This is a genomic window from Pseudomonas sp. SC3(2021) (genome assembly GCF_019856535.1).
Classification (GTDB): Bacteria; Pseudomonadota; Gammaproteobacteria; order Pseudomonadales; family Pseudomonadaceae; genus Aquipseudomonas; species Aquipseudomonas monsensis.
Window position 1 is genome coordinate 3,590,232 of the sequence record NZ_CP082236.1, and the last position, 24,870, is coordinate 3,615,101.

The 24,870-nt window shown below is 57.4% G+C and carries 21 protein-coding genes; 12 read left to right on the top strand and 9 right to left on the bottom strand.

The features are described 5' to 3' along the window. Positions 1 to 236: 236 nt before the first annotated feature. From gmd to K5Y35_RS16080, 4 genes are read left to right on the top strand one after another with little or no spacing between them, the layout of a single operon-like run. Positions 237 to 1,268 (top strand): GDP-mannose 4,6-dehydratase, encoded by a 1,032-nt coding sequence (gmd, locus tag K5Y35_RS16065; RefSeq protein WP_222832332.1) that lies wholly within the window; start codon positions 237 to 239, stop codon positions 1,266 to 1,268. Further along, positions 1,268 to 2,164, top strand: a complete 897-nt coding sequence (locus tag K5Y35_RS16070; RefSeq protein WP_222832333.1) for a GDP-mannose 4,6-dehydratase — start codon at positions 1,268 to 1,270, stop codon at positions 2,162 to 2,164. Before gmd ends, K5Y35_RS16070 begins: the two co-directional genes overlap by 1 nt. 1 nt (position 2,165) lies before the next feature. After that, the gene (locus K5Y35_RS16075; RefSeq protein ID WP_222832334.1) at positions 2,166 to 3,311 is read left to right on the top strand and encodes a glycosyltransferase family 4 protein; all 1,146 of its coding nucleotides are present in this window, start codon (positions 2,166 to 2,168) and stop codon (positions 3,309 to 3,311) included. After that, complete coding sequence (locus tag K5Y35_RS16080; RefSeq protein WP_123466615.1) at positions 3,308 to 4,426, top strand: glycosyltransferase family 4 protein; 1,119 nt, start codon at positions 3,308 to 3,310, stop codon at positions 4,424 to 4,426. The genes K5Y35_RS16075 and K5Y35_RS16080 overlap by 4 nt, the downstream gene beginning before the upstream one ends. A 645-nt stretch (positions 4,427 to 5,071) precedes the next feature. Here K5Y35_RS16080 and K5Y35_RS16085 read toward each other — a convergent pair. From K5Y35_RS16085 to K5Y35_RS16110, 6 genes are all read right to left on the bottom strand, one after another. After that, entirely contained in the window at positions 5,072 to 7,300 is a 2,229-nt protein-coding gene (locus tag K5Y35_RS16085) for a hypothetical protein (protein ID WP_222832335.1), read from the bottom strand. Positions 7,301 to 7,436: 136 nt separating this feature from the next. Then, positions 7,437 to 9,632 (bottom strand): hypothetical protein, encoded by a 2,196-nt coding sequence (locus K5Y35_RS16090; protein ID WP_148050915.1) that lies wholly within the window; start codon positions 9,630 to 9,632, stop codon positions 7,437 to 7,439. Between the two features lie 10 nt (positions 9,633 to 9,642). Beyond that, positions 9,643 to 10,053, bottom strand: a complete 411-nt coding sequence (locus K5Y35_RS16095) for a GtrA family protein (RefSeq protein ID WP_225931032.1) — start codon at positions 10,051 to 10,053, stop codon at positions 9,643 to 9,645. Further along, entirely contained in the window at positions 10,050 to 11,006 is a 957-nt protein-coding gene (locus tag K5Y35_RS28035; protein ID WP_123466609.1) for a WxcM-like domain-containing protein, read from the bottom strand. The genes K5Y35_RS16095 and K5Y35_RS28035 overlap by 4 nt, the downstream gene beginning before the upstream one ends. After that, positions 10,999 to 11,943 carry a glycosyltransferase family 2 protein gene (locus K5Y35_RS16105; protein ID WP_123466607.1) on the bottom strand — a complete coding sequence of 315 codons (945 nt, stop codon included), beginning with the start codon at positions 11,941 to 11,943 and terminating at the stop codon, positions 10,999 to 11,001. The genes K5Y35_RS28035 and K5Y35_RS16105 overlap by 8 nt, the downstream gene beginning before the upstream one ends. Then, positions 11,940 to 13,037 (bottom strand): DegT/DnrJ/EryC1/StrS family aminotransferase, encoded by a 1,098-nt coding sequence (locus K5Y35_RS16110; RefSeq protein WP_222832336.1) that lies wholly within the window; start codon positions 13,035 to 13,037, stop codon positions 11,940 to 11,942. The genes K5Y35_RS16105 and K5Y35_RS16110 overlap by 4 nt, the downstream gene beginning before the upstream one ends. A 385-nt stretch (positions 13,038 to 13,422) precedes the next feature. Here K5Y35_RS16110 and K5Y35_RS16115 point away from each other — a divergent pair, with 385 nt between their 5' ends. The 6 genes from K5Y35_RS16115 (at position 13,423) to fabF (ending at position 20,273) form a co-directional block, all read left to right on the top strand. Next, positions 13,423 to 14,394 carry a UDP-glucose 4-epimerase family protein gene (locus K5Y35_RS16115; protein WP_222832337.1) on the top strand — a complete coding sequence of 324 codons (972 nt, stop codon included), beginning with the start codon at positions 13,423 to 13,425 and terminating at the stop codon, positions 14,392 to 14,394. Next, complete coding sequence (locus K5Y35_RS16120; protein ID WP_222832338.1) at positions 14,391 to 15,407, top strand: MraY family glycosyltransferase; 1,017 nt, start codon at positions 14,391 to 14,393, stop codon at positions 15,405 to 15,407. The genes K5Y35_RS16115 and K5Y35_RS16120 overlap by 4 nt, the downstream gene beginning before the upstream one ends. 112 nt (positions 15,408 to 15,519) lie before the next feature. Then, positions 15,520 to 17,514, top strand: coding sequence for a polysaccharide biosynthesis protein (locus K5Y35_RS16125; protein WP_123467306.1), 1,995 nt, complete (start codon positions 15,520 to 15,522; stop codon positions 17,512 to 17,514). A gap of 110 nt (positions 17,515 to 17,624) precedes the next feature. Beyond that, entirely contained in the window at positions 17,625 to 17,960 is a 336-nt protein-coding gene (locus K5Y35_RS16130; protein WP_123466599.1) for a ComEA family DNA-binding protein, read from the top strand. Between the two features lie 212 nt (positions 17,961 to 18,172). Next, the gene (locus K5Y35_RS16135) at positions 18,173 to 18,976 is read left to right on the top strand and encodes an SDR family NAD(P)-dependent oxidoreductase (RefSeq protein WP_222832339.1); all 804 of its coding nucleotides are present in this window, start codon (positions 18,173 to 18,175) and stop codon (positions 18,974 to 18,976) included. A gap of 22 nt (positions 18,977 to 18,998) precedes the next feature. Beyond that, complete coding sequence (gene fabF / locus K5Y35_RS16140) at positions 18,999 to 20,273, top strand: beta-ketoacyl-ACP synthase II (protein ID WP_222832340.1); 1,275 nt, start codon at positions 18,999 to 19,001, stop codon at positions 20,271 to 20,273. Here fabF and K5Y35_RS16145 read toward each other — a convergent pair. The 3 genes from K5Y35_RS16145 to eat form a co-directional block, all read right to left on the bottom strand. Continuing rightward, positions 20,270 to 20,827 carry a TetR/AcrR family transcriptional regulator gene (locus K5Y35_RS16145; RefSeq protein ID WP_222832341.1) on the bottom strand — a complete coding sequence of 186 codons (558 nt, stop codon included), beginning with the start codon at positions 20,825 to 20,827 and terminating at the stop codon, positions 20,270 to 20,272. The two genes, fabF and K5Y35_RS16145, sit on opposite strands and share 4 nt — an antisense overlap. A 137-nt stretch (positions 20,828 to 20,964) precedes the next feature. Beyond that, the gene (locus tag K5Y35_RS16150; RefSeq protein WP_064503201.1) at positions 20,965 to 21,132 is read right to left on the bottom strand and encodes a DUF2897 family protein; all 168 of its coding nucleotides are present in this window, start codon (positions 21,130 to 21,132) and stop codon (positions 20,965 to 20,967) included. Positions 21,133 to 21,290: 158 nt separating this feature from the next. Next, complete coding sequence (gene eat, locus K5Y35_RS16155; protein ID WP_186744840.1) at positions 21,291 to 22,655, bottom strand: ethanolamine permease; 1,365 nt, start codon at positions 22,653 to 22,655, stop codon at positions 21,291 to 21,293. Positions 22,656 to 23,073: 418 nt separating this feature from the next. Between eat and kdpF the strand changes: the two genes are divergently transcribed. Together kdpF and kdpA are read left to right on the top strand one after the other, a co-directional pair. After that, on the top strand, positions 23,074 to 23,163 hold the full coding sequence (kdpF, locus tag K5Y35_RS16160; RefSeq protein WP_007899818.1) for a K(+)-transporting ATPase subunit F: 90 nt from the start codon (positions 23,074 to 23,076) through the stop codon (positions 23,161 to 23,163). A gap of 8 nt (positions 23,164 to 23,171) precedes the next feature. Continuing rightward, positions 23,172 to 24,866, top strand: coding sequence for a potassium-transporting ATPase subunit KdpA (gene kdpA / locus K5Y35_RS16165; RefSeq protein ID WP_186744837.1), 1,695 nt, complete (start codon positions 23,172 to 23,174; stop codon positions 24,864 to 24,866). Positions 24,867 to 24,870 lie beyond the last annotated feature (4 nt).

A 24,870-nucleotide genomic window follows, 5' to 3' on the forward strand; every position in this document is an offset into this window, starting at 1 on the left:
ATAGTGGGTGCCGGAGAGTGGCGTCGTGCAGAATGCAAGCCTTGGTCAGTCGAAAGACTGTCACGCAATGCTGGCATTATGACTCTGTTACGTGTTGCCAGCAGCTTTGGTATCGTCGTCACGAACCGCATTCTGTATGATCTGCAAGAACTTGCGGCTCGTCGCATAGAGCTCAATGGCGCACATGACACAGCAGGGCCTGGCAAAGGCTCTTTAATGGAGTTTAGAGGAATCGCATGAAAGCTATCGTTACTGGCATTACTGGGCAAGACGGCGCCTACCTGGCGGAACTGCTGCTGGAAAAGGGTTATACGGTGTACGGCACCTACCGTCGGACCAGTTCTGTCAATTTCTGGCGCATCGAGGAGCTTGGGATTGAAAAGAATCCCAACCTGCATCTGGTCGAGTACGACCTGACCGACCTGTCGGCCAGCATCCGTCTGCTTCAGACCACCGAAGCGACCGAGGTCTACAACCTCGCGGCCCAGAGTTTCGTAGGCGTGTCTTTCGATCAGCCGCTGACTACCGGCGACATCACCGGTATGGGCTGTGTGAATCTTCTGGAAGCTATCCGTATCGTTAATCCGAAGGTGCGCTTCTATCAGGCTTCTACGTCCGAAATGTTCGGCAAGGTGCAGGCGATTCCTCAGGTTGAAAGCACGCCTTTCTACCCGCGCAGCCCTTACGGCGTTGCCAAGCTGTACGCTCACTGGATGACCATCAACTACCGCGAGTCCTACGGTATCTTCGCGACCAGTGGCATCCTGTTCAACCACGAATCGCCACTGCGCGGCCGTGAGTTCGTGACCCGTAAAATCACTGACTCCGTTGCCAAGATCAAGCTCGGCCTGCTCGACAAGATGGAACTGGGCAACCTCGACGCCAAGCGCGACTGGGGCTTTGCCAAAGAGTACGTCGAAGGTATGTGGCGCATGCTGCAGGCCGATGAGCCGGACACCTTCGTATTGGCCACCAACCGTACCGAAACCGTGCGTGACTTTGTCACCATGGCCTTCAAGGCTGTCGGCATTGATCTGTCCTGGAGCGGCGCTGCAGAAGACGAGCAGGGCACTGATGCGGCCACCGGTAAAGTGCTGGTCACGATCAATCCGAAGTTCTATCGCCCGACTGAAGTGGAACTGCTGATCGGCAATCCGGCCAAGGCCAAGGCTGCCCTGGGCTGGGAGCCGAAAACCACGCTGGAAGAGCTGTGCCGCATGATGGTGGAAGCTGACCTGCGTCGAAATGAAAAAGGATTTTCGTTCTGATGAGTATTGCCGGTAAACGCGCGCTGATTACAGGTATTCAAGGTTTCACTGGGCGGTACATGGCTGCTGAGCTTCAAGCCAGCGGGTATGAGGTGATAGGGCTGGGATCCCAGCCTTCGGATGAGCCTGGATACTTTCAGGTTGATCTGGCCGACGGTACTGCTCTGCGTGACGTGCTGGCAACTATTCAACCGGATGTCGTCATCCATTTGGCGGCGTTGGCGTTCGTCGGGCATGGTGCTGCCGATACTTTTTATCGGGTCAATCTGATAGGCACGCGGCACTTGCTCGAAGCCATTGCGGCGTGCGGCAAAGTGCCTGACTGCGTCCTGCTCGCCAGTAGCGCCAATGTCTACGGCAATGCCTCCGCCGGACTGTTGAGCGAAACCACGGCGCCTGCGCCGGCCAACGATTACGCCGTCAGCAAGCTGGCCATGGAATACATGGCCAGTCTCTGGCATAACCGTCTGCCGCTGGTGATCACTCGGCCGTTCAATTACACCGGCGTCGGCCAGGCTGAAAGCTTCCTGTTGCCGAAGATCGTCGCCCATTTTCGTCAGCGTGCTGACAAGATCGAGCTCGGCAATCTGGATGTCTCGCGGGATTTCAGTGATGTCCGGGCAGTGGTCAAGGCTTATCGCGGTCTGATCGAAGCCCGGCCTTTGGGGCAAACGGTCAACGTGAGTTCTGGCAAAAGCCACTCGCTTCGTGAAGTCATCGACATGTGTTCGGCGATCACCGGTCACCAGATCGAAGTGGAAGTTAATCCGGCATTTGTCCGCGCCAATGAAGTAAAAATCCTGTGCGGTGACAATTCCCGTCTTTGCGAACTGGTCAAAGGGTGGGATACACCCGGTCTGGACCAGACGTTGAGCTGGATGCTTTCGGCGGAATAAAATGAAGCTAGTCCTGTCTGTCGAGCCGATCCGCTTTCCGCTGACCGGCATCGGCCGCTATACCTATGAACTTGCGCTGAGACTTCAGCAAAGTCCTGAAATCACTGATCTGCAATTTTTTGCCGGTCGACGTTTTTTGCCTGAACTGCCGACCGCTGCCAATGAATCCGGCAGTGGTTATGGCTTGAAGCGTGCGGTACAAAAGAACTTTCTCGCCGTAGAGGCTTATCGGTTACTGATGCCGATGCTGCGCAAGGCAGCCCTCAAGGGACATGGCGATTTTCTGTATCACAGCCCCAACTATTATTTGCCGCCCTTTGCTGGCCGAAGTGTGGCGACCTTTCACGATCTTTCGCCCTTCACCTGGGCCCATTGCCACGCGCCGCAACTGGTGCGTTATCTGCAGAAAGAACTGAAAACCACGTTGGTGAGGGCTGACGCGCTGATCACCGATTCGGAGTTCACTCGCCAGGAACTGGCGAGTTATTTCTCTTGGCCGGTCGAACGTATTCATACCGTGCCCCTGGCGAGTTCTCCAGAGTTCTACCCGCGGCCGCTCGAAGCGTTGCGCAGTGTTCTGGCTCGGCACGGTCTGGAACCGGGTGGCTATACACTTTTTGTCGGCACCATCGAGCCGCGCAAGAACATCGAGACATTGCTCGTGGCCTATAGCCGCTTGCCGCTGGCGGTACGAACCCGTTGGCCGTTGATCCTTACCGGCTACCACGGTTGGCGCAATGACGCGATTCACGAAAAACTCGAAAGCGCCAGGCGCGAAGGCTGGGCGCATTACCTCGGGTTCGTTCCCAGTGAAGACTTGCCTGTACTGTTTGCGGGCGCACGCCTGTTCGCCTTTCCATCGCTCTATGAAGGTTTTGGTCTGCCCGTTCTGGAGGCCATGAGCTCCGGTGTGCCGGTGGTCTGCTCCAATAGTTCCTCGTTGCCTGAGGTGGCGGGCAACGCCGCTCTGATGTGCGCCGCAATGGATGTCGATGAGCTGACGCGCTTGATCGAGCGAGGGCTGACTGATCAGGCCTGGCGTGAAATCGCCGTCGTCAATGGAATGAAACATGCCCAAGGCTTTTCCTGGGAGCGTTGTGCCAGGGAAACCTTGCAGGTCTATCGAAAGGTAATCGACGGAAAATGATCAAGGTTCTGCACTTTTTCAAAACCTACTATCCGGAAACGATGGGGGGTATCGAGCAAGTCATCTTCCAGATAGCCCAGGGCGGTGCCGAGCATGGATTTTCGTCCGAAGTGCTGTATCTCAGTGAGCGGGGCGCGGCGCGCAACGAAACGGTTGGTAATCACATTACCCATCGTTCAAAGCTTGATTTGCATGTCGCTTCGACCGGTTTCTCCCTGTCTGCTTTCAAGGACTTTGCCGAGTTGGCGAAAGAGGCGGACGTGGTGCATTTCCACTTTCCCTGGCCGTACATGGATCTGGTGCATTTTGCGACCCGCCATGGCAAGCCCTCAGTGGTCAGCTACCACTCCGATATCGTCAAGCAAAAGACCCTGCTCAAGCTGTATCAGCCGTTGATGAACCGCTTTCTGGGCAGCGTTGATTGCATCGTCGCCTCGTCGCCGAACTACGTGCAAAGCAGTCCCGTGCTGTCTCGGTTTCGCGACAAGGTCGAGATCATTCCCTATGGTCTGGACAGGGCGACCTATCCGTCGGTCTCCGAGGCGAAGCTTGATTTTTGGCGCGGCAAGGTCGGTTCAAAGTTTTTCCTGTTTGTCGGTGCGCTGCGTTATTACAAAGGGCTCGACTACCTGCTCGACGCGGCGAAGATCACCGGGTTGCCTGTGGTCATTCTCGGGGGAGGGCATCAGGAGTCCGAGCTTAAGGCGCAAGCTGCGCGGCTCGGACTTTCCAACGTGCATTTTCTGGGTGGTTTGGCCGATGACGACAAGGCTGCGTTGCTGACCCTGTGCCATGCGTTTGTTTTTCCATCGCACCTGCGGTCGGAATCGTTTGGCATTTCGCTGCTTGAGGCGGCGATGTATGGCAAACCGCTCATTTCCTGTGAAATCGGTTCGGGCACGACTTACATCAACATTGGCGGAGAAACCGGTCTGGTGGTTCCCCCGCGTGATTGTGCCGCCCTGGCTGACGCTATGAACACGCTTTGGCATGACGCCACCATGGCCGTTGAGATGGGAAGGCGGGCCTTTCAGCGGTATGAAGAAGTGTTTTCCGCTGAAACCATGGTGAAGGCCTATGCAGCCCTTTATTTGGGGTTGTGTAACAAGAGCTAGTGCTTGAGGGCGTACATCAATAATCTTTAGTTACCGCTCCTTCCGGTTTTTTCCGTATCGTGCCGTCCACATTTTTTCATTTAAGGCTTCGGACTTACTCCAAGCCTGCCAATAAATCTCAATGTGGTGTCTGGTAAAGAGCACTGACTGCGAGCGAGACCCACGCTGCACTTTTATCCCCTCCAATTTCGGGTAAGCATATACCCCGCTCCTGCCTGGAAAGACACCCGACTTCGTATTTGATTTGTGGAGCGTGATCCACTCCACCGGGTTCCATCGGATCGGTTGGATTACGCAAAGTGTGGCAAGGGGCATGAAGGGGGGGGGCGGTGTGGACACCACGACCGAGATTGCCGAGCAGAATCTGCGCAATCTCGCAGAGGAGTCGGACGCTATCTAATTTCTATTGTCGAAAAATGTGCAATGCCGAGGGGTGTCTGATGCGTGAGTCCACATCTAGTGGAGATGTGTTTTATCTGGATATTGTCCACTTGACACTAAGTGGTTCGGTGTTCGTGATAAAAGCTATTGCAGACTAGCTGGGTATTGTCGAGCGCTATGAGCGAGACCCTGTACGGGTCGGATGATTATTTATAGGAAGCTGCCGCTCAAGGGTTTATACCTTTGAGCGGCGGTTCTTTTTCCCTATGGTTGCCTGGAGATATGAATGCCTTCCAGAATAGCGGCTAGTCCAAAGTAATTATCATCGGTCTGGGAATTGAACTCGATAGTGTTGGAGCCGTCTTTCAGCACGCCTTTATTGATCGTGGCTTTAAAATTGCCCTGTTCGCCCCATTGGAGCACAACAGGCGAGCCATTGATCGATATGGCCATGCTGTTCATGATCGCATTATTGATAACCAGGCTGAACCTGCCCTCGAGAATGTAGGTACGATCGTCTCTGGGCCGGAAGTTAAATAACAGGCTGGATTGCTTCTCGCTCTTCCATGCGGACGATTGATGGTGGAAATAACCTACATCCCAACTGGCTTCCCTCCAGCCGGAGCCTTGGGTCGGAAGCTCCATGCTCCACCACCTTCCGAAGGTCCATTTATAGTCGTCTGTCACCTTGGTGTCTTTGAATTTAATGAATCGAGTCTTGTGCTGCAACACGTCGGCAATGGCACTGTAGCGCTCAGTTATCACACCCGGGGGTGGGGTTGATGCATAGGGCATTTGATCTGTAGCTGCAGTCTTTTCTTTACCGATAGTTACTGTAACGATATCCGATTTTGCGAATACCAGGCTTTCAGGCTGGGATGTTTCGGGCATATCTGGGCCACTTACCGGGCTTGGATACTGGAGTGTCCAGTTGTCTGGGCTCTCGATACACCGTCCCTTTCGCTGTACTGAGTCTGATTGTTGCCACTCTCCACCAGGCATGTGACAAACCTGGATATTTGAGACGGGTTTCCCATAAAGGTATGACAGCGATCCGTTTAGGCCGTCGGCGATGAACATCCAGGAATGATTGAGCTGATTGCCGTAGTCTAAAATGATTATTGGCTTGCCATCCAGCTTGCCATCCAGCTTGCCGTCAAAGTGAGTGGCAAAGTCTTTCAGTATCGCCATTTGCTTTTTCGAGATTTCTACGTAGTGATGAAACTGGTACAGCTGGAAGCCCAGGCCACTGACGAGCAGGATGCTGACGCAGATGTTGGTCAGTGTTCTTGATATCGAAAAACCAGTATTCAACAATGCGACCCAAAGCATTACAGCCCCTGGGGTAGCGAACAGAAAGGTTCTCTGGCTAATGGCAAGATGGGCCCCAGATAGAAGAAACGGCGCATAACCGACGAGTATCAGGATAATCCCGGACAATCCGAGTCGGGCATTCAGTGGCAGGTCACTGAACCTGGGCCTTTCATTATTTTGGGGTGAGACGAGTTTCAAGGTTGCGACAATCACAAGCATCAGCAGTGCACTGCTAATGATCAGATAACCATAGTTCTGAAACTCGGACATAGTCATTCTGGCGGCATCGAACCATCCGCCGATAGCGCTTCTTACGAACCCGACACTGAAAAGTTTGGGGCCGTTGACCTCTAAGGTGGCCAACAAGTTGTTGCCCGCGATACTGCCTTGATAGCTTTTGATCAGCGGTGCGGTATGTGCGACATAGGCAACATAGGTGAGGGCGCCGATTATCCAGATGATATGTTCGCCGACTCTTTGCTTGAGTTGCATCCATCCGTCTTTGATGCCGGCTTGCGAATAGATAATGAGTGCCGGGATGCAAGCGAGCAGCAGCGAAGCTTCATACATGAAGCATGCTGATGAAAAGAGAGCGGCACCGGCTGCGGCTGTCAGATAGGCGCGGGCCTTGGGCTTGAGACTCAGTGCATGAAGAAACAATGTACTGCCCAGCAATGCCAGACTGAGTGCCCAATTGATATGAATTCCGCGGAATGACAGTTGCATGGTGTCTGCCGGGTAAATAATCACCAGCACGCTTGCGATCATGCCGATCTTAAAACTACCGGTCAGTTTTCTCATCAGGTAACTGACTGTAGACCCTTTGATCACCAGTGCGACCATCAACAGTATGTGCCAGTAGTTGAATGAGTTGCTGTCTAGCGAATAAGCGATCGCATGAGGGAATATGGTCAGTGGGCGCAGGGCATGAGCGGCCAGAGGGCTGGAGCTGTCAGTCAGGAAGAACACACCGTTTTTGACAAAAAGTCCGAGAACTCCCCATTCCTCAAGAAGCCCCGTAAGGGCAAAACCGAACGGTAGCCAAATAATCAAAACGACGAATGCGGCGGGTAGAACATGGGCAATCATGCCGCTGGCAAGAGAGTGCCGGGCCACAGCAGTTTGAGAGGCGGGAATGGGACGAGTCTGATTTGTCTCCATCGGAAGCTTTGTAATCATTGCAAGCGCCTTGCTTGAAATGCCGGGATTCGATGGAAAACGAATCCTCGGCTGAGTTTATGCAAAAGTTGTCGGCGTTTCGGATACTTTCGGCGGAGTACCCGAAATCAGGGACGGTGGACCAACGGATAGTCGATTAGCGTTGCTTGGCTATTTTTACCCAGTCCAGTCTGGCCGAAAGCCCGTAGTAGTTGTTATCCACTGCCGATGCAAACTCGATGACATTACGCCCGATCTTGAGCAAGTCCGGATCCAAGTCGCCGCCGAAGCTGCCGTCTGCGGCCCATTGCACCGGAATCACAGTGCCATTTACCAATACCTGCATATCGGCACGAATTTTCTCGTTGGCAAAGGCATTGAACAGGCCGCTGATAGCGTAACGCCCGGGAGTTGGCGCCAGGTCAAAGTTGAGTGTGGCGTGAGGGGCATTCATCCAGGCTGACGATATATGGGCAAAGCGCTGGGCTTCCCATTCCGTATTACGCCATCCCGAGCCTGCAATGGGCGCATCCATGCTCCAGTATTTGCCGAAACCCCAGAAATATTCGTCTTTGTGTTCCTGGTTGCGGAACTTGAAGAAGTCAAACCATGGCGTGCTCTCGGTAATACCCCGCAGGCGTGCAGTAATCGGAAGGGCGTTCGAGGCAAGATTGCGGCGATATATCTCCAGTTCCGGGCTTGTCGGAGCCGGACCTTCTTTGCCGACGGCAACGGTCACGACATCGGCTTTCGCAAGTTTTTTACTAGGCAGTTGCGTAGTGCTGGGTACTCCCGGGCCTCCGGCCGATGTTGGATAGTGGAATGTCCAACCCTCTGCGGTTTCCTCGCAAGTCCCCTTGCGTGCCAGTGAGTCGGATTGTTGCCATTCATGACTTGGCATGTAGCAAACTTCTAATGTGTCGACCGGTTTGCCATAGATGTGGAAAAGAACCGCTGACAGATTCGGATTGAGGAACATCCAGTCATGGTTCAGTTCATTGGAATAGTCGAGGATCACCAGGGTTTTATTGACCGCATTGCCGTCGAAGTTTTCAACGATGTCTTTCAATACGCGTTGTTGTCTTTGCGATATGTCGATGTAGTACTGGAACTGAAACAGCTGGGCAGCCAAGCCCGTGCAAACAAGCACGGCTGCCAATGCAACGCTCGCAATCTTTGAAAGGCGCTCAACGGCGACAAACAGGGCCAGGAAAAACAATGTGGCACCAGGGGCTGCGTACAGGAATGTCCTCTGGCTGACCGACATATGGGCGACGTTGAAGATGAACGGCAAGTAGCCCAGGCAGATCAGAAGCAGGCCGACGATGGTCATGCGCGTCAGCACGGACCAACTCTGGCCGCGTTCACTTGTCGGGGGCAGGGGAGTGTATTTGCGGGCGACGACCTGAATCAGTCCCAATAAGGCCAGTGTGGCGACGGCGAGATACCAGTAGCTGCTGATTTCGGTGAGCGTGATCCGGATGGCGTCAATCCAGCCGCCGACAATGCTGTGTCCCAGACCGAGGGTGAAAATCTTCGAGTAATGATTTTTCAGGGAGGTCAGTGCGCTGTCGCCGACCACAGCACCTTGATAGGTTTGTACCAATGGCGCGGTATGGATCACGTAGACGATGTAGGTGAGCGCGCCGGCGGCCCAAATCAGGTATTGCCCGAAATACTGCTTGATGTGTGGAATCAGGTTCCTGAAGCCGAGCTGGATAAAGATCACCAGGGCCGGTATGGCTGCCAAAAGCAGTGCGACTTCGTACATTGCACAACTGGCCGCGAGCAACAGGCTGGCCAGGACACTGAGCGCATAGGAACGCGCCCGGCTGATCTGATCAAGAGCATGCAGAAAAGTGACGCTCGCCAGCAAGACCAGGCTCAAGGCCCAGTTGATGTGAATCGATCTGAACGACAACTGCATGGTGTCGGCCGGGAAAACGATGACCAGAATACTGGCCAGCATGCCCCACTTGAGTGCGCCAGTGACTCGCGTGGTGATGACGCTGAGCGACCAGCCTTTGATCACCAGAGCGATGATCAGCAATACGTGCCAATAGTTGAACGTGTCGGGATCAAGAAAATAGCCCACGGCGTGTGGGAAGATGGTCAGCGGGCGCAGCGCATGCGCTGGCATTGCGCTGGATACATCGGTCAGGAAAAACACGCCGATTCGGCTGAACAGTCCAATGACGCCCCATTCTTCGAGGAGACCGGTCAGTGCGAAACCAAAAGGCAGCCACATGAAGAATACTGTCAGTATCGCCGGCCCCAGATGGGCCAGCCAGGTCAGCGTTTTTCTATGCCGTAACGACGACGTCGGCGTGAACGCCAGTTTAGAAGATGTCATGGGGCGCCTGTTAATCCTTCGCGGGCTTTGTTTTGTGAGTTGCCTTAAGAACGATTTTGTTTAAAAGGTAACTTGAGGGTAGGAGCAGCAAGATGACGAGAATCGGGGCAATCGCCTTGTGCAGGTGCAAGTGCTCGACCAAAAGGTTAAGGAGCAGGGCGCCAAAAATGTATTGCACAAGATAAATGGTCGGATAAATGAGCATGCCAAGCAGCGAATGTTCGACCTTGAATACCACTTTCGAGTTGAAAAAGTAGGCGAAGACGATCCCGGCCACGTAAGCAATTGCATAAGCTATCTGATAGTCGATCAGATAGCTGAGCAATAAATAAAGGCAGTAAGTCAGTCCGGTATTAAGTCCGCCGCCGATCAGAAAGCTGATCCAGCGGCGAACTTGCGGATTGTTTTTCAGTGTATTCACAGTGCGGATTTTTTTGCGGTCAGCTTGGTGAACTCTGAATAGTCACGGATGTAGTCGTCCGCTTCGTAGTAGTCGGAGGTGAACACCAGCAAGACCGCGTCTTCAGAATATTTGTACTGAATGCCCCAGATCAGTGGTGGCAGGTAGATGCCTTTGTTCGGGGCGTCCAGCATGACTTCTGCACGGTTGGTGCCGTCATCCACGACCACGGCGCAACTGCCTTTCACGCAAATCAGAAACTGGTGGCATTTGTGGTGAGCGTGCTCGCCACGGGTTTTCTGGCTTGGTACGTTGAAGACCAGGAAGTAGCGCTTGGGCGTGAAGGGGATTTCCTTGTGGAATTCACCGACGGAGAGATCGCCACGCATGTCCGCAATGTATTTGAAGCGGTGAGTGGTGACATCGCCTACGCCGAGGCGGACAACTGCGTCTTCCTGCTCTTGCGGCTTTTGTGTCGGGGTTTTGCTGGCATCGCTGGAGGCGGAATTTTCCACGTAGCCGGTGATGCGCGCCGGAGAGCCGGTAACGATGGCGTACGGTGGCACGGATTTGGTCACGACCGCACCTGCGCCAACCATGGCGCCGGTACCGATGGTGATGCCAGGCAGAATCACTGCGCCGCCGCCAATCGAGGCGCCGTCCTGGATGACTGTCTGCGAGAACGACTCGGGGTAGACCTTGGAGCGCGGAAACTTGTCGTTGGTGAACGTGGCGTTCGGACCGATGAACACGTCGGAGCCGATGCGCAGGCCGTCCCACACGTACACACCGGATTTGATGGTAGTACGATCGCCGATGACCACATCGTTTTCGATCAAGGAGTGCGAACAAACGTTCACGTCGTCGCCGATCACTGCGTCCGGGAACACCACCACGTACTGCCAGATGCGCGTGTTTTTACCGATGTTCTTGCTTTTTACGTCAGCGCTGGCATGGATGAAAGGCTCAGACACTTGGGTTCTCCTTGTTATCGAGTTTCATGCAAACGATCGCCAGAGGCCGTTGTTTGCTGTTTTCGTAGGCGCGCCAGGCATATGTGCCCACCAGGCCTATCCCGAGCAGATTCAGCGTGCCGAGCAGCAGCACCACCGACATGGTCGCGGCATAACCCGGCACTTCAATGGCACCTGACAGTTTTGCAACGATCACCATCAAGCCGATAAACAGCGAAATCAGCGAGCCCATCGCGCCCATGCGCGTCAGCAGCCGGATCGGGTAGTCGGTGAACGCGAACACGCTGTCCATCATGTATTCGAGTTTTTTCTTGAAGGTCCAGGCCGACTTGCCTTCGAGTCGGGTCTGGCGCTCGTACTCGATAAACTTGCGGCGAAAGCCCAGCCAGAAAATCAGGGCGATCAGCGACGAGCGCGATTCGTTCAGTTGCAGCAGTTGTTCGCGGAAGGCTTTGTTGCAGCCGAAGATGTCGACGCCGCCCTTGGGCATGTCATGGACCACCAGGCGGCGGTACAGGCCCCAGAAAATCGACGAGGCCATGCGGCTCGAGAGCGGATCCTGGCGGGCATTGCGGGTGCCGATGGCGACGTCGCACTCATCGTTGGACAGCGATCTGAAAAAGCTGATCAACAGCTCGGGCGGCTCTTGCAGGTCGGCCGCCATCACTCCGAAATAATCGCCTTTTGCGGCCATCAGACCGGTACGAATAGCGGGGAACGAACCGAAGTTTCGCGAATGGGCCAGCAGTTGGGCCGAGAAACGCATGCTGCCCAATGCCTGTTTGAGCAGCAGGAACGAGTCGTCAGGGCTGCCATCCACCACAAACACCACCTCGAGTTGGTTCTCGAGCGCGGTATTCATGTCCGTCAGGGCCTGGATCAATCGGGGAATCGAATCAGCGTTTTTATAGACGGGAACGATGACGGAATATCTCATGCAGTCCATCCGTTGACTGCGGTGATCACGTTGCTGACTTCCTCGTCGGTCATTTCCGGGTAGCAAGGCAGGGTCAGGATCAGCGAAGCCAGTTGTTCGGTATTGGCCAGGCTGAGCCCGGCGAACTGCTGGCCGAATACCGGTTGCTTGTAGTCCGGGATCGGGTAGTGGACGTCGGAGGCGATCTGCGCCTCGCGCAGGTGCAATTGCAGAGCGTCGCGCTTCGGCGACTTGATCACATACAGGTGGGCAACCGACGCCAGGCCTGCGTCCTGCGCATGACTGATGTCGCTGTGGCGGATTTCGTTGCGATAGCGCGCTGCAATCTCGCGACGGCGGGCATTGCCTGCATCAAGGTGCGGCAGGAATTCGGACAAAATTGCTGCCTGCATTTCATCGAGGCGGCTGTTACGGGCGCCGTCCAGTTCAACGCAATACTTGGAAGACCAGCCGTACTGGCGCAATTGGGCCACGCGCTGAGCGATGGCCGCAGAGTTGGTCACAACGGCACCGCCATCGCCGAGTGCACCAAGGTTTTTGGTCGGGTAGAAGCTGAAGCTGGACGCATCGCCGAACGTGCCGACGCGCTGACCATCGCGTTCGGCGCCATGCGCCTGGGCGCAGTCTTCCAGCAGCGGAATGTTGTGCGTGGCGCAGTAGTCGGCGATCGCTTTGATTTCCGGTACTGCCAGGCCATACAGGTGGGTCACGACCACGGCTTTGGCGCCGGCCTCGATAGCCTGTTTGACGCCGTCCAGGGTGACGACGTGGGTGTGCAGGTCGACATCCATGAACACAGGCGTGGCGCCGATGGCCAGCACCGAGGTGGTGGTGTACATGCCGGCGTTGGCAACAGTGGCCACGGAGTCGCCTTTCTCGATGCCGAGCGCCTTGAGCGCCAGTTCGATGGCGTCGGTGCCGTTGGCGACGCTGACGCAATGACCGGCGTTCAGGTATTGCGCAAAGGCTGCTTCAAAGCGTTTGACTTCCGGCCCCAAAATCACCCAGCCGCTGGCGACCACCCGTTGCACCGAAGAGTTAATTTGCGACTGAAACTTGTCTATCTTCGCTGCAAGGTTGTTGATTTGCTGCATGGGTGCTCTCCATTTCGAAGCAAAAAGCGTCTGATATCTGATTTTTTGGCGGTGTTAGCCGAAATTCTGCATGAAGGGAAACTGAAATCCTAAATCAGGAAAGCGCTCTGATCCCTTTTCCGCACGGATTCTATCTGTACCCTGAGCCCGCTCCAACCAGCAAAGTGCATTTAGAGGAAGTTGGGTGTTTTAGCGATGATGTTGCCGCGCATTTGCAGGCGGTGTGCGAGAAGTGGCTAACCCGGCCTCGATTCAATAAACTGCCCCCCTCAAGCCGTTCTCCCTTTCAACCTTCTGACCTGCGCGCCAGAAACGGGTGATCGCCGCTTTACGAAAGGACTGGCTGCAGTCTCTTTGCAGCATTCATTTTTCCCAAGGGACGCCCGTGAGCACCAAGACATTTCTGGTAACTGGTGGCAGTGGTTTTGTGGGGCGGGCACTGATCAAGCAACTGGCGGCGTCAGCGCAGCGATGCGTGGTTGCTCCGGTGCGACATAGGGAGGCATCCCTTGCGCCGGGCGTGCGTCAGGTTCCGTGGGCCGGTCTGGGGAGCGGGGAGGACCTGACTGAAGCCTTGCAGGGCGTCGATTGCGTCATTCATGCCGCGGCACGGGTCCACGTCATGAACGAGGCGGTCGCCGATCCGCTGGCAGCGTTTCGTCAGGTCAATGTCGAAGGCACTCTGGAACTGGCGCGTCAGGCCGCAGCAGCGCAGGTCAGGCGTTTCATTTTCATCAGTTCGATCAAGGTCAACGGTGAAGGCACGCCACCCGGCCGTGCGTATACGGCCGACGACGTGCCGGCGCCAGTCGATCCTTACGGGATTTCCAAATACGAGGCTGAGCAGGCTTTGCTGGCGCTGGCCGGGGCGACCGGGATGGAGGTCGTCATCATCCGTCCGGTGCTGGTCTACGGACCCGGCGTCAAGGCCAACTTTCTCAGCATGATGCGCTGGCTGGAACGCGGGGTGCCGCTGCCATTCGGCGCTGTCGACAACCGGCGCAGCCTGGTGGCCCTCGATAACCTGGTCGACCTGGTGTTGACTTGCACTGAGCATCCGGCTGCGGCAAATCAGGTTTTCCTCGCCAGTGACGGCGAAGACGTGTCGACCACGCGCTTGTTGCGCTCGCTGGGTGTGGCGCTGGGCCGGCCCGCCCGCCTGCTGCCGGTGCCGGTCGGGCTGATGCGTGGCGTTGCCCGTTGGCTGGGGCGTGAGGCGCTGTCGCAACGGCTCTTCGGTTCGCTGCAGGTCGATATCAGCAAAAACCGCCAACTATTGAACTGGGTGCCTCCGGTCACCTTCGATCGCGCCTTGAGTCTGACGGCGCAGCATTTTCTGGATACTCGCCAAACATGAAGTACGGATGGTTCATCGCGTTCATCGCGCTTCTCTCCCTGGCGCTGACCTGGGCTCTGCGTCATTACGCACTGTCGCGCAGCCTGATGGATATTCCCAACGCTCGCAGTTCGCACTCAGTGCCAACCCCGCGTGGCGGTGGGGTGGCAATCGTCCTGACGTTCACTCTGGCGCTGGTGTTCCTGTGGTGGCGGGATCTGATCGCGGTCTCGCAATTCTGCGCGATTGCCGGGGCCGGGGCGCTGGTCGCCGTGATCGGTTTCATGGATGACCACGGCCACATCGCCGCGCGCTGGCGGCTGTTGGGTCATTTTGTTGCGGCTGGCTGGTTGCTCGTATGGCTGGGAGGCTTGCCTGCCCTGCAGTTCGCAGGCGTGGTGGTTGATCTGGGCGTGGTCGGCCATGTGCTGGCGGCGTTTTACCTGGTCTGGCTGCTCAACCTTTATAACTTCATGGATGGCATCGACGGCATCGCCAGTGTCGAAGCCATTTGCGTGTGTCTCGGTGCCTGCCTGCTTGGCTGGCTCGGCGGCTGGCCGCAACTGGTCTGGGCACCGCTGTTGCTGGCGGTTTGCGTCGGTGGCTTCCTGTTCTGGAACTTCCCGCCCGCGAGGATTTTCATGGGCGACGCCGGCAGCGGCTTCCTTGGCATCGTGCTGGGAGGTCTGTCGTTACAGGCAGCCACCCAGAGTGCCGAGTTGCTGTGGGGCTGGCTGATTCTGCTGGGCGTCTTCATTGTCGATGCAACATTTACCCTGTTTCGGCGTCTGTTGCGGGGCGACAAGGTGTATGAAGCGCACCGCAGCCATGCCTATCAATATGCCTCTCGTCGGTTTGGCAGTCATCTGCCCGTCACTATGGCCGTTGGCGTGATCAATATGTTCTGGCTGCTGCCTATTGCTGTCGCGGTCACCCGTTTCGGGCTGGACGGCAGCCTGGGCGTCATTGTCGCCTATGCTCCATTGCTGGGCCTTGCAATCAGGTATCGCGCAGGTGAGCTCGAAAAGAGCTGAACAACAACCCGGTAACAGATTTGTCATTTGGGTTTAAAGTGCATGGCATTCAAGCGGATCGACCACGGGAATACGGCAGTTGAAGGGAGGAGACTGAGTGTTTGAAGAGCTGATGGACAAGGTCCGGGAGCGGCTTGTCGCGCTGCCGAGACGACGCAAGCGTCTGATACAGGTGGCGACGGACATTGTTCTGGTCTGGGCCGCCCTCTGGCTGGCGTTCATCGTCCGTCTGGGCATTGATGACATGTATAACCCCTTCAGAGTGCACTTCTGGCTGTTTGTCTGCGCGCCGGTCGTGGCCATTCCCCTGTTTATCCGTTTCGGCATGTATCGGGCGGTGATGCGGTATTTCGGTAACGATGCCCTGATCGCCATTATCAAGGCTGTCAGTCTGTCTTCGCTGATTCTGGCGGTCGTCGTGTACTGGTACAGCAACCACGAAGCCGTGGTTCCTCGCTCGATCATCTTCAATTACTGGTGGCTGAGTATGGTCATCATTGGCGGCCTGCGCCTGTGCATGCGCCAGTATTTCATGGGCGACTGGTTTACGGCGGCTCAGCATGTGCCATTCACCAGTCGCGAAAACGGTTTGACCAAAGTGGCCATTTACGGTGCCGGCGTCGCTGGCAACCAGTTGGTGGCGGCGCTGCGCATGGGCAAGGTCATGCGGCCGGTGGCGTTCATCGACGACGACGCCAGCATTGCCGACCGATCGATCTCGGGGTTGCATGTCTACAAGCCCAAGCACATTCAGGAAATGATCGACGTCACCGGCGCTCAGGAGATCCTGCTGGCCCTGCCTTCCTCCACGCGGGCCCGGCGCCGGGAGATCCTTCATCTGCTCGAAGGCTTTCCGCTACACATCCGCAGCGTGCCGAATTTCACTGACCTGGCCAGTGGCAGGGTCAAGGTCGAGGATATCCAGGAAGTGGATATCGCCGACTTGCTGGGGCGTGACGCGGTGCCCGCACAACCGGACCTGCTTCAACGTTGCATCAAGGGCAAGACGGTCATGGTCACCGGCGCCGGTGGTTCGATCGGTTCGGAGCTTTGCCGACAGATTTTTGCCTTGGGGCCGACCACGCTGCTGTTGTTTGACCACAGTGAATTCAATCTCTACAGCATTTTGTCCGAGCTGGAGCAGCGTGGATGCCGGGAGTCGGTAGCTGTGCATCTGCTGCCGATCCTGGGATCCATCCGTCACCCGCACAAATTGCTCGACGTGATGAAAACCTGGCGTGTCGATACCGTCTATCACGCTGCCGCGTACAAGCATGTGCCAATGGTTGAGCACAACATTGCCGAAGGCGTGCTGAACAATGTGATGGGCACGCTGAATACGGCGCAAGCGGCGCTGCAATCGGGCGTCGCCAATTTTGTGCTGATTTCCACCGACAAGGCTGTCCGCCCGACTAACGTGATGGGCAGTACCAAACGTCTGGCCGAACTGGTCCTGCAGGCATTGAGCCGCGAGATCGCCCCGGTATTGTTCGGTGACAAGGGTAACGTGTCGAGGGTCAATAAAACCCGTTTCACCATGGTGCGCTTTGGCAATGTGCTGGGCTCCTCCGGCTCGGTGATCCCGCTGTTTCACCGGCAGATCAAGTCCGGCGGCCCGTTGACCGTCACCCACCCGAAAATCACCCGCTATTTCATGACCATCCCCGAAGCGGCGCAACTGGTCATCCAGGCCGGGTCGATGGGGCAGGGGGGGGATGTGTTCGTACTGGATATGGGTGAGCCGGTGAAGATTGTCGAACTGGCGGAAAAGATGATCCACCTGTCCGGTTTGAGCATCCGCTCCGAGCGTAATCCCCAGGGCGATATCTCTATCGAGTTCACTGGGCTGCGCCCGGGCGAGAAACTGTATGAGGAATTGCTGATCGGTGACAACGTGGCGGCGACCCCGCATCCGATGATCATGACCGCCAATGAGGATCACTTGCCCTGGGAGGTCCTGAAGGCGCGGCTGGGTGATTTGCTCGCGGCGGTCGAACTCGATGATTATGCTCGTGTCAGGCAGCTACTGCGCGAAACGGTCAGCGGCTACACCCCCGACGGTGAAATCGTTGACTGGATCTATCAGCAACGTCGTCTCGAACCCTGATTGTTTCACATCCTGTAACGCACGCATTTTTGACATGGGCGCACCATGACCTAAGTTTGGAGAGCAGCTTCGGAAAAGCTGCTTTCTCAAACGATGATGGAGCGTCACAAATGCGTACCGGTTACTTCTACTCTCTGATTTTCGCTTTCCTCACCAGCGCCTCGATTGCCGCAATCGCCGCACCTGTCGCGCCTTCCGATTCACCCAAGGCGCCTCTGGTGATGGAAGTGCCAGCGGCCGCCCAGAGTGCCAGGATTGATCTCAACGACGCCGACGCGGTAACGCTGCAGAAAGAGCTCTCAGGCGTGGGTGAAGCCAAGGCGAAGGCGATTGTTGCATATCGCGAAACAAACGGACCCTTTGCCTCGGTGGATGAGCTGCTGGAAGTGAAGGGAATCGGCAAGGCAATCCTGGATCGCAATCGCGAGAAGCTGGAAGTCAACTAAGCTGAAGGTTCAACGCCAAGGGGCCGGTCATTGACCGGCCTTTTTCGTTTTGCAATGCGAACACCTGCGGCAGGCAGGCGAGGTGTTCTCCAGTAGGGTAAAAATTACGACTATCATATTGGATTGATATTATGCCTATAATAATTCGCCACCCCTGAGCTGCCCGGCTCGGGGGTTATTTACCCACTCACAAGTGTTTCAGGAGCAAAGTCATGAATTCTGTGCAGTCTCAAGGTACGGCTCTGATCACTGGCGCCTCGTCCGGTATCGGTGCGATTTACGCCGAGCGTCTGGCGGCGCGTGGTTTTGATCTGTTGCTGGTGGCCCGTGACAAGGCCCGTCTGGACAGCGCCGCCAGCCAATTGCGCGACGCTCACGGTGTGCAGGTCGAGGTGTGGAAAGCGGATCTGACCCAAAAGGACGACGTGATCAAACTCGAACAGCGCTTGCGCAGCGATTCGAGCATCAGCCTGCTGGTTAACAATGCCGGCGTGGCCGCCGACGGCCCGCTGGCCAATGCCGACATGGATCAACTGGAACGCCTGATCCAGTTGAACATCACCGCCGTCACGCGTCTGGCGTCGGCCGCCGCTGCCAGTTTCGCCAAGGCAGGTCGCGGCACGATCATCAACATCGCCTCGGTCGTGGCGTTGTTCCCCGAGCGCTTCAATGCGACCTACACCGCCAGCAAGGCCTATGTGTTGAGTCTGACCCAATCGTTGAACGCGGAGCTCGAAGGCTCGGGCGTGCAGATCCAGGCCGTGCTGCCGGGCGTGACCCGCACTGAAATCTGGGAGCGTTCGGGGATCGACTCCAGTGGCATTCCGGCGGAAATGGTCATGGACGCCGGGGAGATGGTGGATGCCGCCCTGGCCGGTCTGGATCAGGGCGAACTGGTCACCATTCCATCGCTGCCCGATGCCGGCGAATGGCAGTCGTTTGTGGCGGCGCGCCATGTCATGGCGCCGAACCTTTCGCGCAGCGCTGCAGCCCAGCGCTACAAATCAGGTCATTGAATCGAACAGGGGTAATTACGGTATGAGTCAGCGTCGAGTAGTCGTCACCGGTATGGGCCTGGTGTCTCCGTTGGGCAGTGGTGTCGAAGCGGTCTGGCAACGTTTGTTGGCGGGACGTTCGGGTTTGCGTGCGCTGCCTGACGCGGTGGTCGCCGATTTGCCGGCACGGGTCGGTGGCAGCGTGCCGACACCGGAAGAGGACGCCGAGGCCGGATTCGATCCGGATCGCGCCACACCGCCCAAAGAACAGAAGAAAATGGATCGCTTCATTCTGTTTGCCATGGAGGCAGCACGCCAGGCGCTGGAGCAGGCCGGATGGCACCCTGCCGAAGCCGCCGGGCAGGAGCGTACGGCGACCATCATTGGCTCCGGTGTCGGTGGCTTTGGTGCCATCGCGGACGCGGTGCGCACCACAGACAGTCGAGGGCCTCGGCGTCTGTCCCCATTCACCATTCCATCTTTCCTGGTCAATCTCGCCGCCGGTCATGTGTCGATCCAGCATGGCCTTAAAGGACCATTGGGGGCGCCGGTGACGGCGTGCGCCGCCGGGGTCCAGGCGATTGGGGATGCTGCGCGGCTGATACGTGCCGGTGAAGCGGATATCGCCGTGTGCGGCGGTGCCGAAGCGGCAATCGACCGGGTCAGCCTCGCCGGTTTTGCTGCTGCCCGGGCGCTCTCCAGTGCTTTCAACGATACTCCCGAGCGCGCTTCACGACCGTTCGATCGCGACCGGGACGGTTTCGTCATGGGCGAGGGCGCCGGTCTGCTGGTGATCGAATCACTGGAGCATGCTTTGGCCCGTGGCGCGCAGCCACTGGCCGAGCTGGTCGGTTATGGCACCACTGCCGATGCCTATCACCTGACTGCCGGGCCGGAAGACGGCAGCGGTGCGCGGCGGGCGATGGCACTGGCGCTGGCGCAGGGTGGAATCACGCCGGATCAGGTGCAGCATCTCAATGCGCATGCGACTTCGACCCCGGTGGGCGACCTGGGTGAACTGGCAGCGATCAAGGCGCTGTTCGGCACGCAGAATAAAATTGCCGTGACCTCAACCAAATCCGCCACCGGCCACCTGCTCGGTGCTGCCGGGGGGCTTGAAGCGATCTTCACGTTGTTGGCGATTCGCGATCAGGTGGTGCCGCCGACCCTCAACTTCGATAACCCCGACCCTGCCAGCGAAGGGGTGGACATTGTCCATGGCCAGGCGCGGTCGATGCCGATCGAATACGCATTGTCCAACGGCTTCGGTTTTGGCGGAGTCAATGCCAGCGTGCTGTTCAAGCGCTGGCAGGCTTAATCTTCGGTGTGCTTGAGGTGTTCGCGGGTAACGTCGAGGATGCGTTGCGCAAACCCGGTATCCGCGACACTGCGCGACAGCAGCAACGCGCCGACGAGCGTCGACATGATCACAATGGCGCGGTCGGCGCAGTTGTCTCCCTCAAGGTTGTCCTCGATTTGTTCCAGTCGGGCATTGAGGACCTGATCGCTGGTGGGGCTCGGTTGTCCGCGCAGGCCCAGTTCCGAAGAAATGGTCAGCAGCGGGCAACCTTCATCGGGCGATGTCCTGTGCCATTCCGACAAATAGGTATCTATGAACGCCTCGAGCGGGTTGTCTGCGGCAAAGATTTGCGCACAGACCCCGGCGACTTGTTCACCCGCCTCCTGCAAGGCTTTCTCGACCAGTTCGTCCTTGGACTTGAAGTGCGAATAGAAACCGCCGTGGGTCAGCCCCAAGGCTTTCATTAACGGTTGCAGGCCGGTCGCGCCTATGCCGTCCTTGCGAAATCGTGCCGAGGCCTCCTTGATAATGCGCTGATGGGTCTGGGCTTTATGGTCTTGCGAGTAACGCATGTGTAGCTCTCCGCAACAATGCCCCATCTTAACCAAGGAAAATTACATGGTGACTGTACTTCAACTTCTAAAAACAGCGCGGATAAGTCCCACGGGTTACTGAAATGAAAACCCCGCCAGTCAGGCGGGGTTCGGGTTCAGCGATCTTGGGCTTCTTTGGCGTCCGCTTCGGCGTTGCGCTCGGCCACGCGTTTGCGTTCTTCATCGGTCAGTTCGACTTTGTTGGCGGTGTCGCGCAGCATCATCAATCCACCCACGATCGAGCCGATTGCAACGACCAGAATCAACCAGGCATACCAGGGCATAACGGCTCTCCTTAATGGCAGATCGACGGGCGAGAATTTCGCCGTACGAAGCTGCATACCACTTTTGAGCGAAGTGACGTCGCAGTGGTTCCATTCTAGGCCGGTTATGCCGGATGCACCTTAGTTCCTTGCAGGTGCAGCCCGCGCCTGCTTGAGCTTTACAAACCGGTAAGCATTGCGTCGGCCGGTGCGTTGGCGCGCAACTGGCCGGTGAGCAGGAAGTAAGCGAAACCAACGGCCATGAAGCCGAGGAAAATCAGCCCGATCAGCGCGTTGAACCAGGCCATTGCCACCAGGCACACCACCGCCAGTACCAGTGCAATCATCGGCACCAGCGGATAGCACGGCGCGCGGAAAGTTCGCTCCAGATTCGGCTCTGATCGACGCAGTTTGAACAGACTGAGCATGCTCATGATGTACATCACGATCGCCCCGAACACCGCCATAGTGATCATCGCCGCAGTGAGCGTCATACCGCCAAGGTTGATCAAACCGTCGCTATAGATGGCAGCGATGCCAATGATGCCGCCCACGATAATCGCGCGGTGTGGCGTCTGGAAACGCGAGAGTTTTGCCAGCGAGGCCGGCAGGTAACCGGCGCGGGCGAGGGCGAAGAATTGTCGCGAGTAACCGAGGATGATCCCGTGGAAACTCGCCACCAGGCCGAACAGGCCGATCCACACCAGCATGTGCAACCAGCCGGAATTGTCGCCGACCACGGTTTTCATCGCCTGTGGCAACGGGTCGTTGATGTTGGCCAGCGTGCGCCAGTCACCGACGCCGCCGGCGAAGAACATTACGCCCATGGCCAGCAGCACCAGGGTCAGAATGCCACTGATATAAGCCTTGGGAATCGTGCGTTTCGGATCCTTGGCTTCTTCGGCGGCCATCGCCGCACCCTCGATGGCCAGGAAAAACCAGATCGCAAATGGAATCGCCGCGAACATTCCGGCAATCGCCGGTGCGCCGAACACGTCCGAACCGGCCCAGCCATTGAGGGCGAAATGGCTGAAGCTGAACGCCGGCGCGACCACCCCCATGAACACCAGCAGTTCGGCGACGGCCAATACGCAGACGATCAGCTCAAAGGTCGCGGCCAGTTTCACGCCGAGAATGTTCAACCCCATAAAGACGATATACGCGCCAACCGCCGCGTGTTTCGGATCCAGCGCAGGGAACTGCACATTCAGATAAGCGCCAATCGCCAGCGCAATCGCCGGTGGCGCGAACACGAATTCGATCAGCGTTGCCAGCCCGGCAACCAATCCGCCTTTTTCACCGAAGGCGCGGCGGCTGTAGGCGAACGGCCCGCCGGCGTGGGGAATCGCGGTGGTCAGTTCGGTGAAGCTGAAGATGAAGCAGGTGTACATGGTCGCGACCATGAATGAGGTCACCAGAAACCCCAGCGTTCCGGCCACGCCCCAGCCGTAACTCCAGCCGAAGTATTCCCCGGAAATCACCAGCCCGACGGCGATGCCCCACAGGTGCAACGTGCCCAGTGTGGGTTTGAGTTGTGTGTTCATGCGCTTGCTCCCTGAACGGTTTGGACAGCTTCGGAGGAGGGCGTGTGCAGTGGGCGTGCCATTGCCGTGAAACAAGTCGTAATGAGTTGAAAGCTGTCGTATCGGGGATGTTCGCGGTGGGATAGCTGCTTTTTGTGCGCCAGTTGAGTGCGATGTTGCTCGTTATGCCGTCTTCGCGAGCAAGCTCGCTCCCACATTTTTGAGATGCGCTCGCCTGAACAACGCCGACACCTGTGGGAGCGAGCCTGCCCGCGAAGAGGCCCGCCCACACGACGCAAAAGCCTGCTGTAACGCCAGCATAAACCCACTCTTTACGCTTTCTTTATGCACAGCCAACACCCTCGCTCTCGTTCCTTTACAGCGTCCTTTCCGACAATGCCTCCACACGCGGCAATACGCCGTAACACGGAGATCTTCCATGAGCGTTCTGGACGGGGTGTCACTGCTATTGGCAGTGGGGCTGTTCATTTATCTGTTGGTTGCGCTGTTGCGCGCGGATCGGAACTAGGAGCGGCTATGCACAGTTATGACTATTGGCTGATCCTCGCGTTTTTCGCGGTGGTCTTGCTGCCGGCGCCGTTCCTCGGGCGCTTTTACTACAAAGTGATGGAAGGGCAGCGCACCTGGCTGACGCCGATTCTCGGCCCGGTCGAGCGCGGTTGCTATCGCGTTGCCGGGGTTGATCCGAACGCCGAGCAGAGCTGGCAGAAATACACCTTGGCGCTGCTGGCGTTCAACCTCGCCGGTTTCCTCCTGTTGTTCGCGATCCTGTTGTTTCAGGATCACCTGCCGCTGAACCCGCAAAACCTGCCGGGCCAGGAATGGACCCAGGCGTTCAACACTGCGGTCAGTTTCATGACCAACACCAACTGGCAGTCCTACAGCGGTGAAGCGACCCTCAGCTACCTGAGCCAGATGGTCGGTCTCACCGTGCAGAACTTCGTCAGCGCCGCCACCGGTCTGGCCGTGCTGGTTGCGCTGTGCCGTGGTATCGGCCGCAAGTCGACCAAGACCCTCGGCAACTTCTGGGTCGACATGACCCGCGCCACCCTCTACGGCCTGCTGCCACTGTGCCTGCTGCTGGCGCTGTATCTGGTGTGGCAGGGCGTGCCGCAGACCTTCGCGCAATACGTCAATGCGGTGACCATGCAAGGCGTTGATCAAGTGATCCCGCTCGGCCCGGCGGCCAGCCAGATTGCAATCAAGCAACTGGGCACCAACGGTGGTGGCTTCTTCGGCGTGAACTCGGCGCACCCGTTCGAGAACCCGAGCGCCTGGAGCAACCTGTTCGAGGTGTCTTCGATCATTCTGATCCCGGTGGCACTAGTGTTCACCTTCGGTCACTACGTCAAAGACCTGCGTCAAAGCCGCGCGATCATCGCCTGCATGCTGGCGTTGTTCCTGATCGGTGGCGCGACTTCGCTGTGGGCCGAATATCAGCCTAACCCGGCGCTGAACAACGTCGCCGTCGAACAGACTGCGCCGCTGGAAGGCAAGGAAGCACGCTTCGGTACCACCGCCACTGTGCTGTGGTCGGTGACCACCACCGCCGCATCGAACGGTTCGGTCAATGGCATGCATGACAGCCTCAACCCGCTTAGCGGCATGGTCGCGCTGGTCAACATGATGGTCGGCGAAGTGATCTTCGGCGGCGTCGGTGCCGGGCTCTACGGCATGTTGCTCAACGTGCTGATCGCGGTGTTCCTCGCCGGCCTGATGATCGGCCGCACCCCGGAGTACCTCGGCAAGAAACTCCAGGCGCGGGAAGTGCAACTGCTGGTGGTGACCTTGCTGGTGATGCCGATTGGCGTGCTGGTACTCGGCGCCATCGCGGCGACCCTGCCAGGCCCGGCGGCGACCATCAGCAACCCCGGCCCGCACGGTTTCAGCCAGTTGCTGTACGCCTACACCTCGGCCAGCGCCAACAACGGTTCGGCGTTCGGTGGTCTGAGCGCGAACACACCGTTCCACAACCTGATGCTGGGCTTGGGCATGTTGATCGGCCGCTTTGGTTACATCCTTCCGGTACTGGCCCTGGCCGGCAGCCTGGCGATGAAGAAAACCGCACCGATCGGCCAGAACAGCTTCCCGACCCACGGCCCGTTGTTCGTGACCCTGTTGACCGTGACCATTTTGCTGGTGGGCGGCTTGACCTTCCTGCCAACCCTGGCGCTCGGTCCAATCGCCGAACACCTAAGTATGGGCTTCTAAGGAA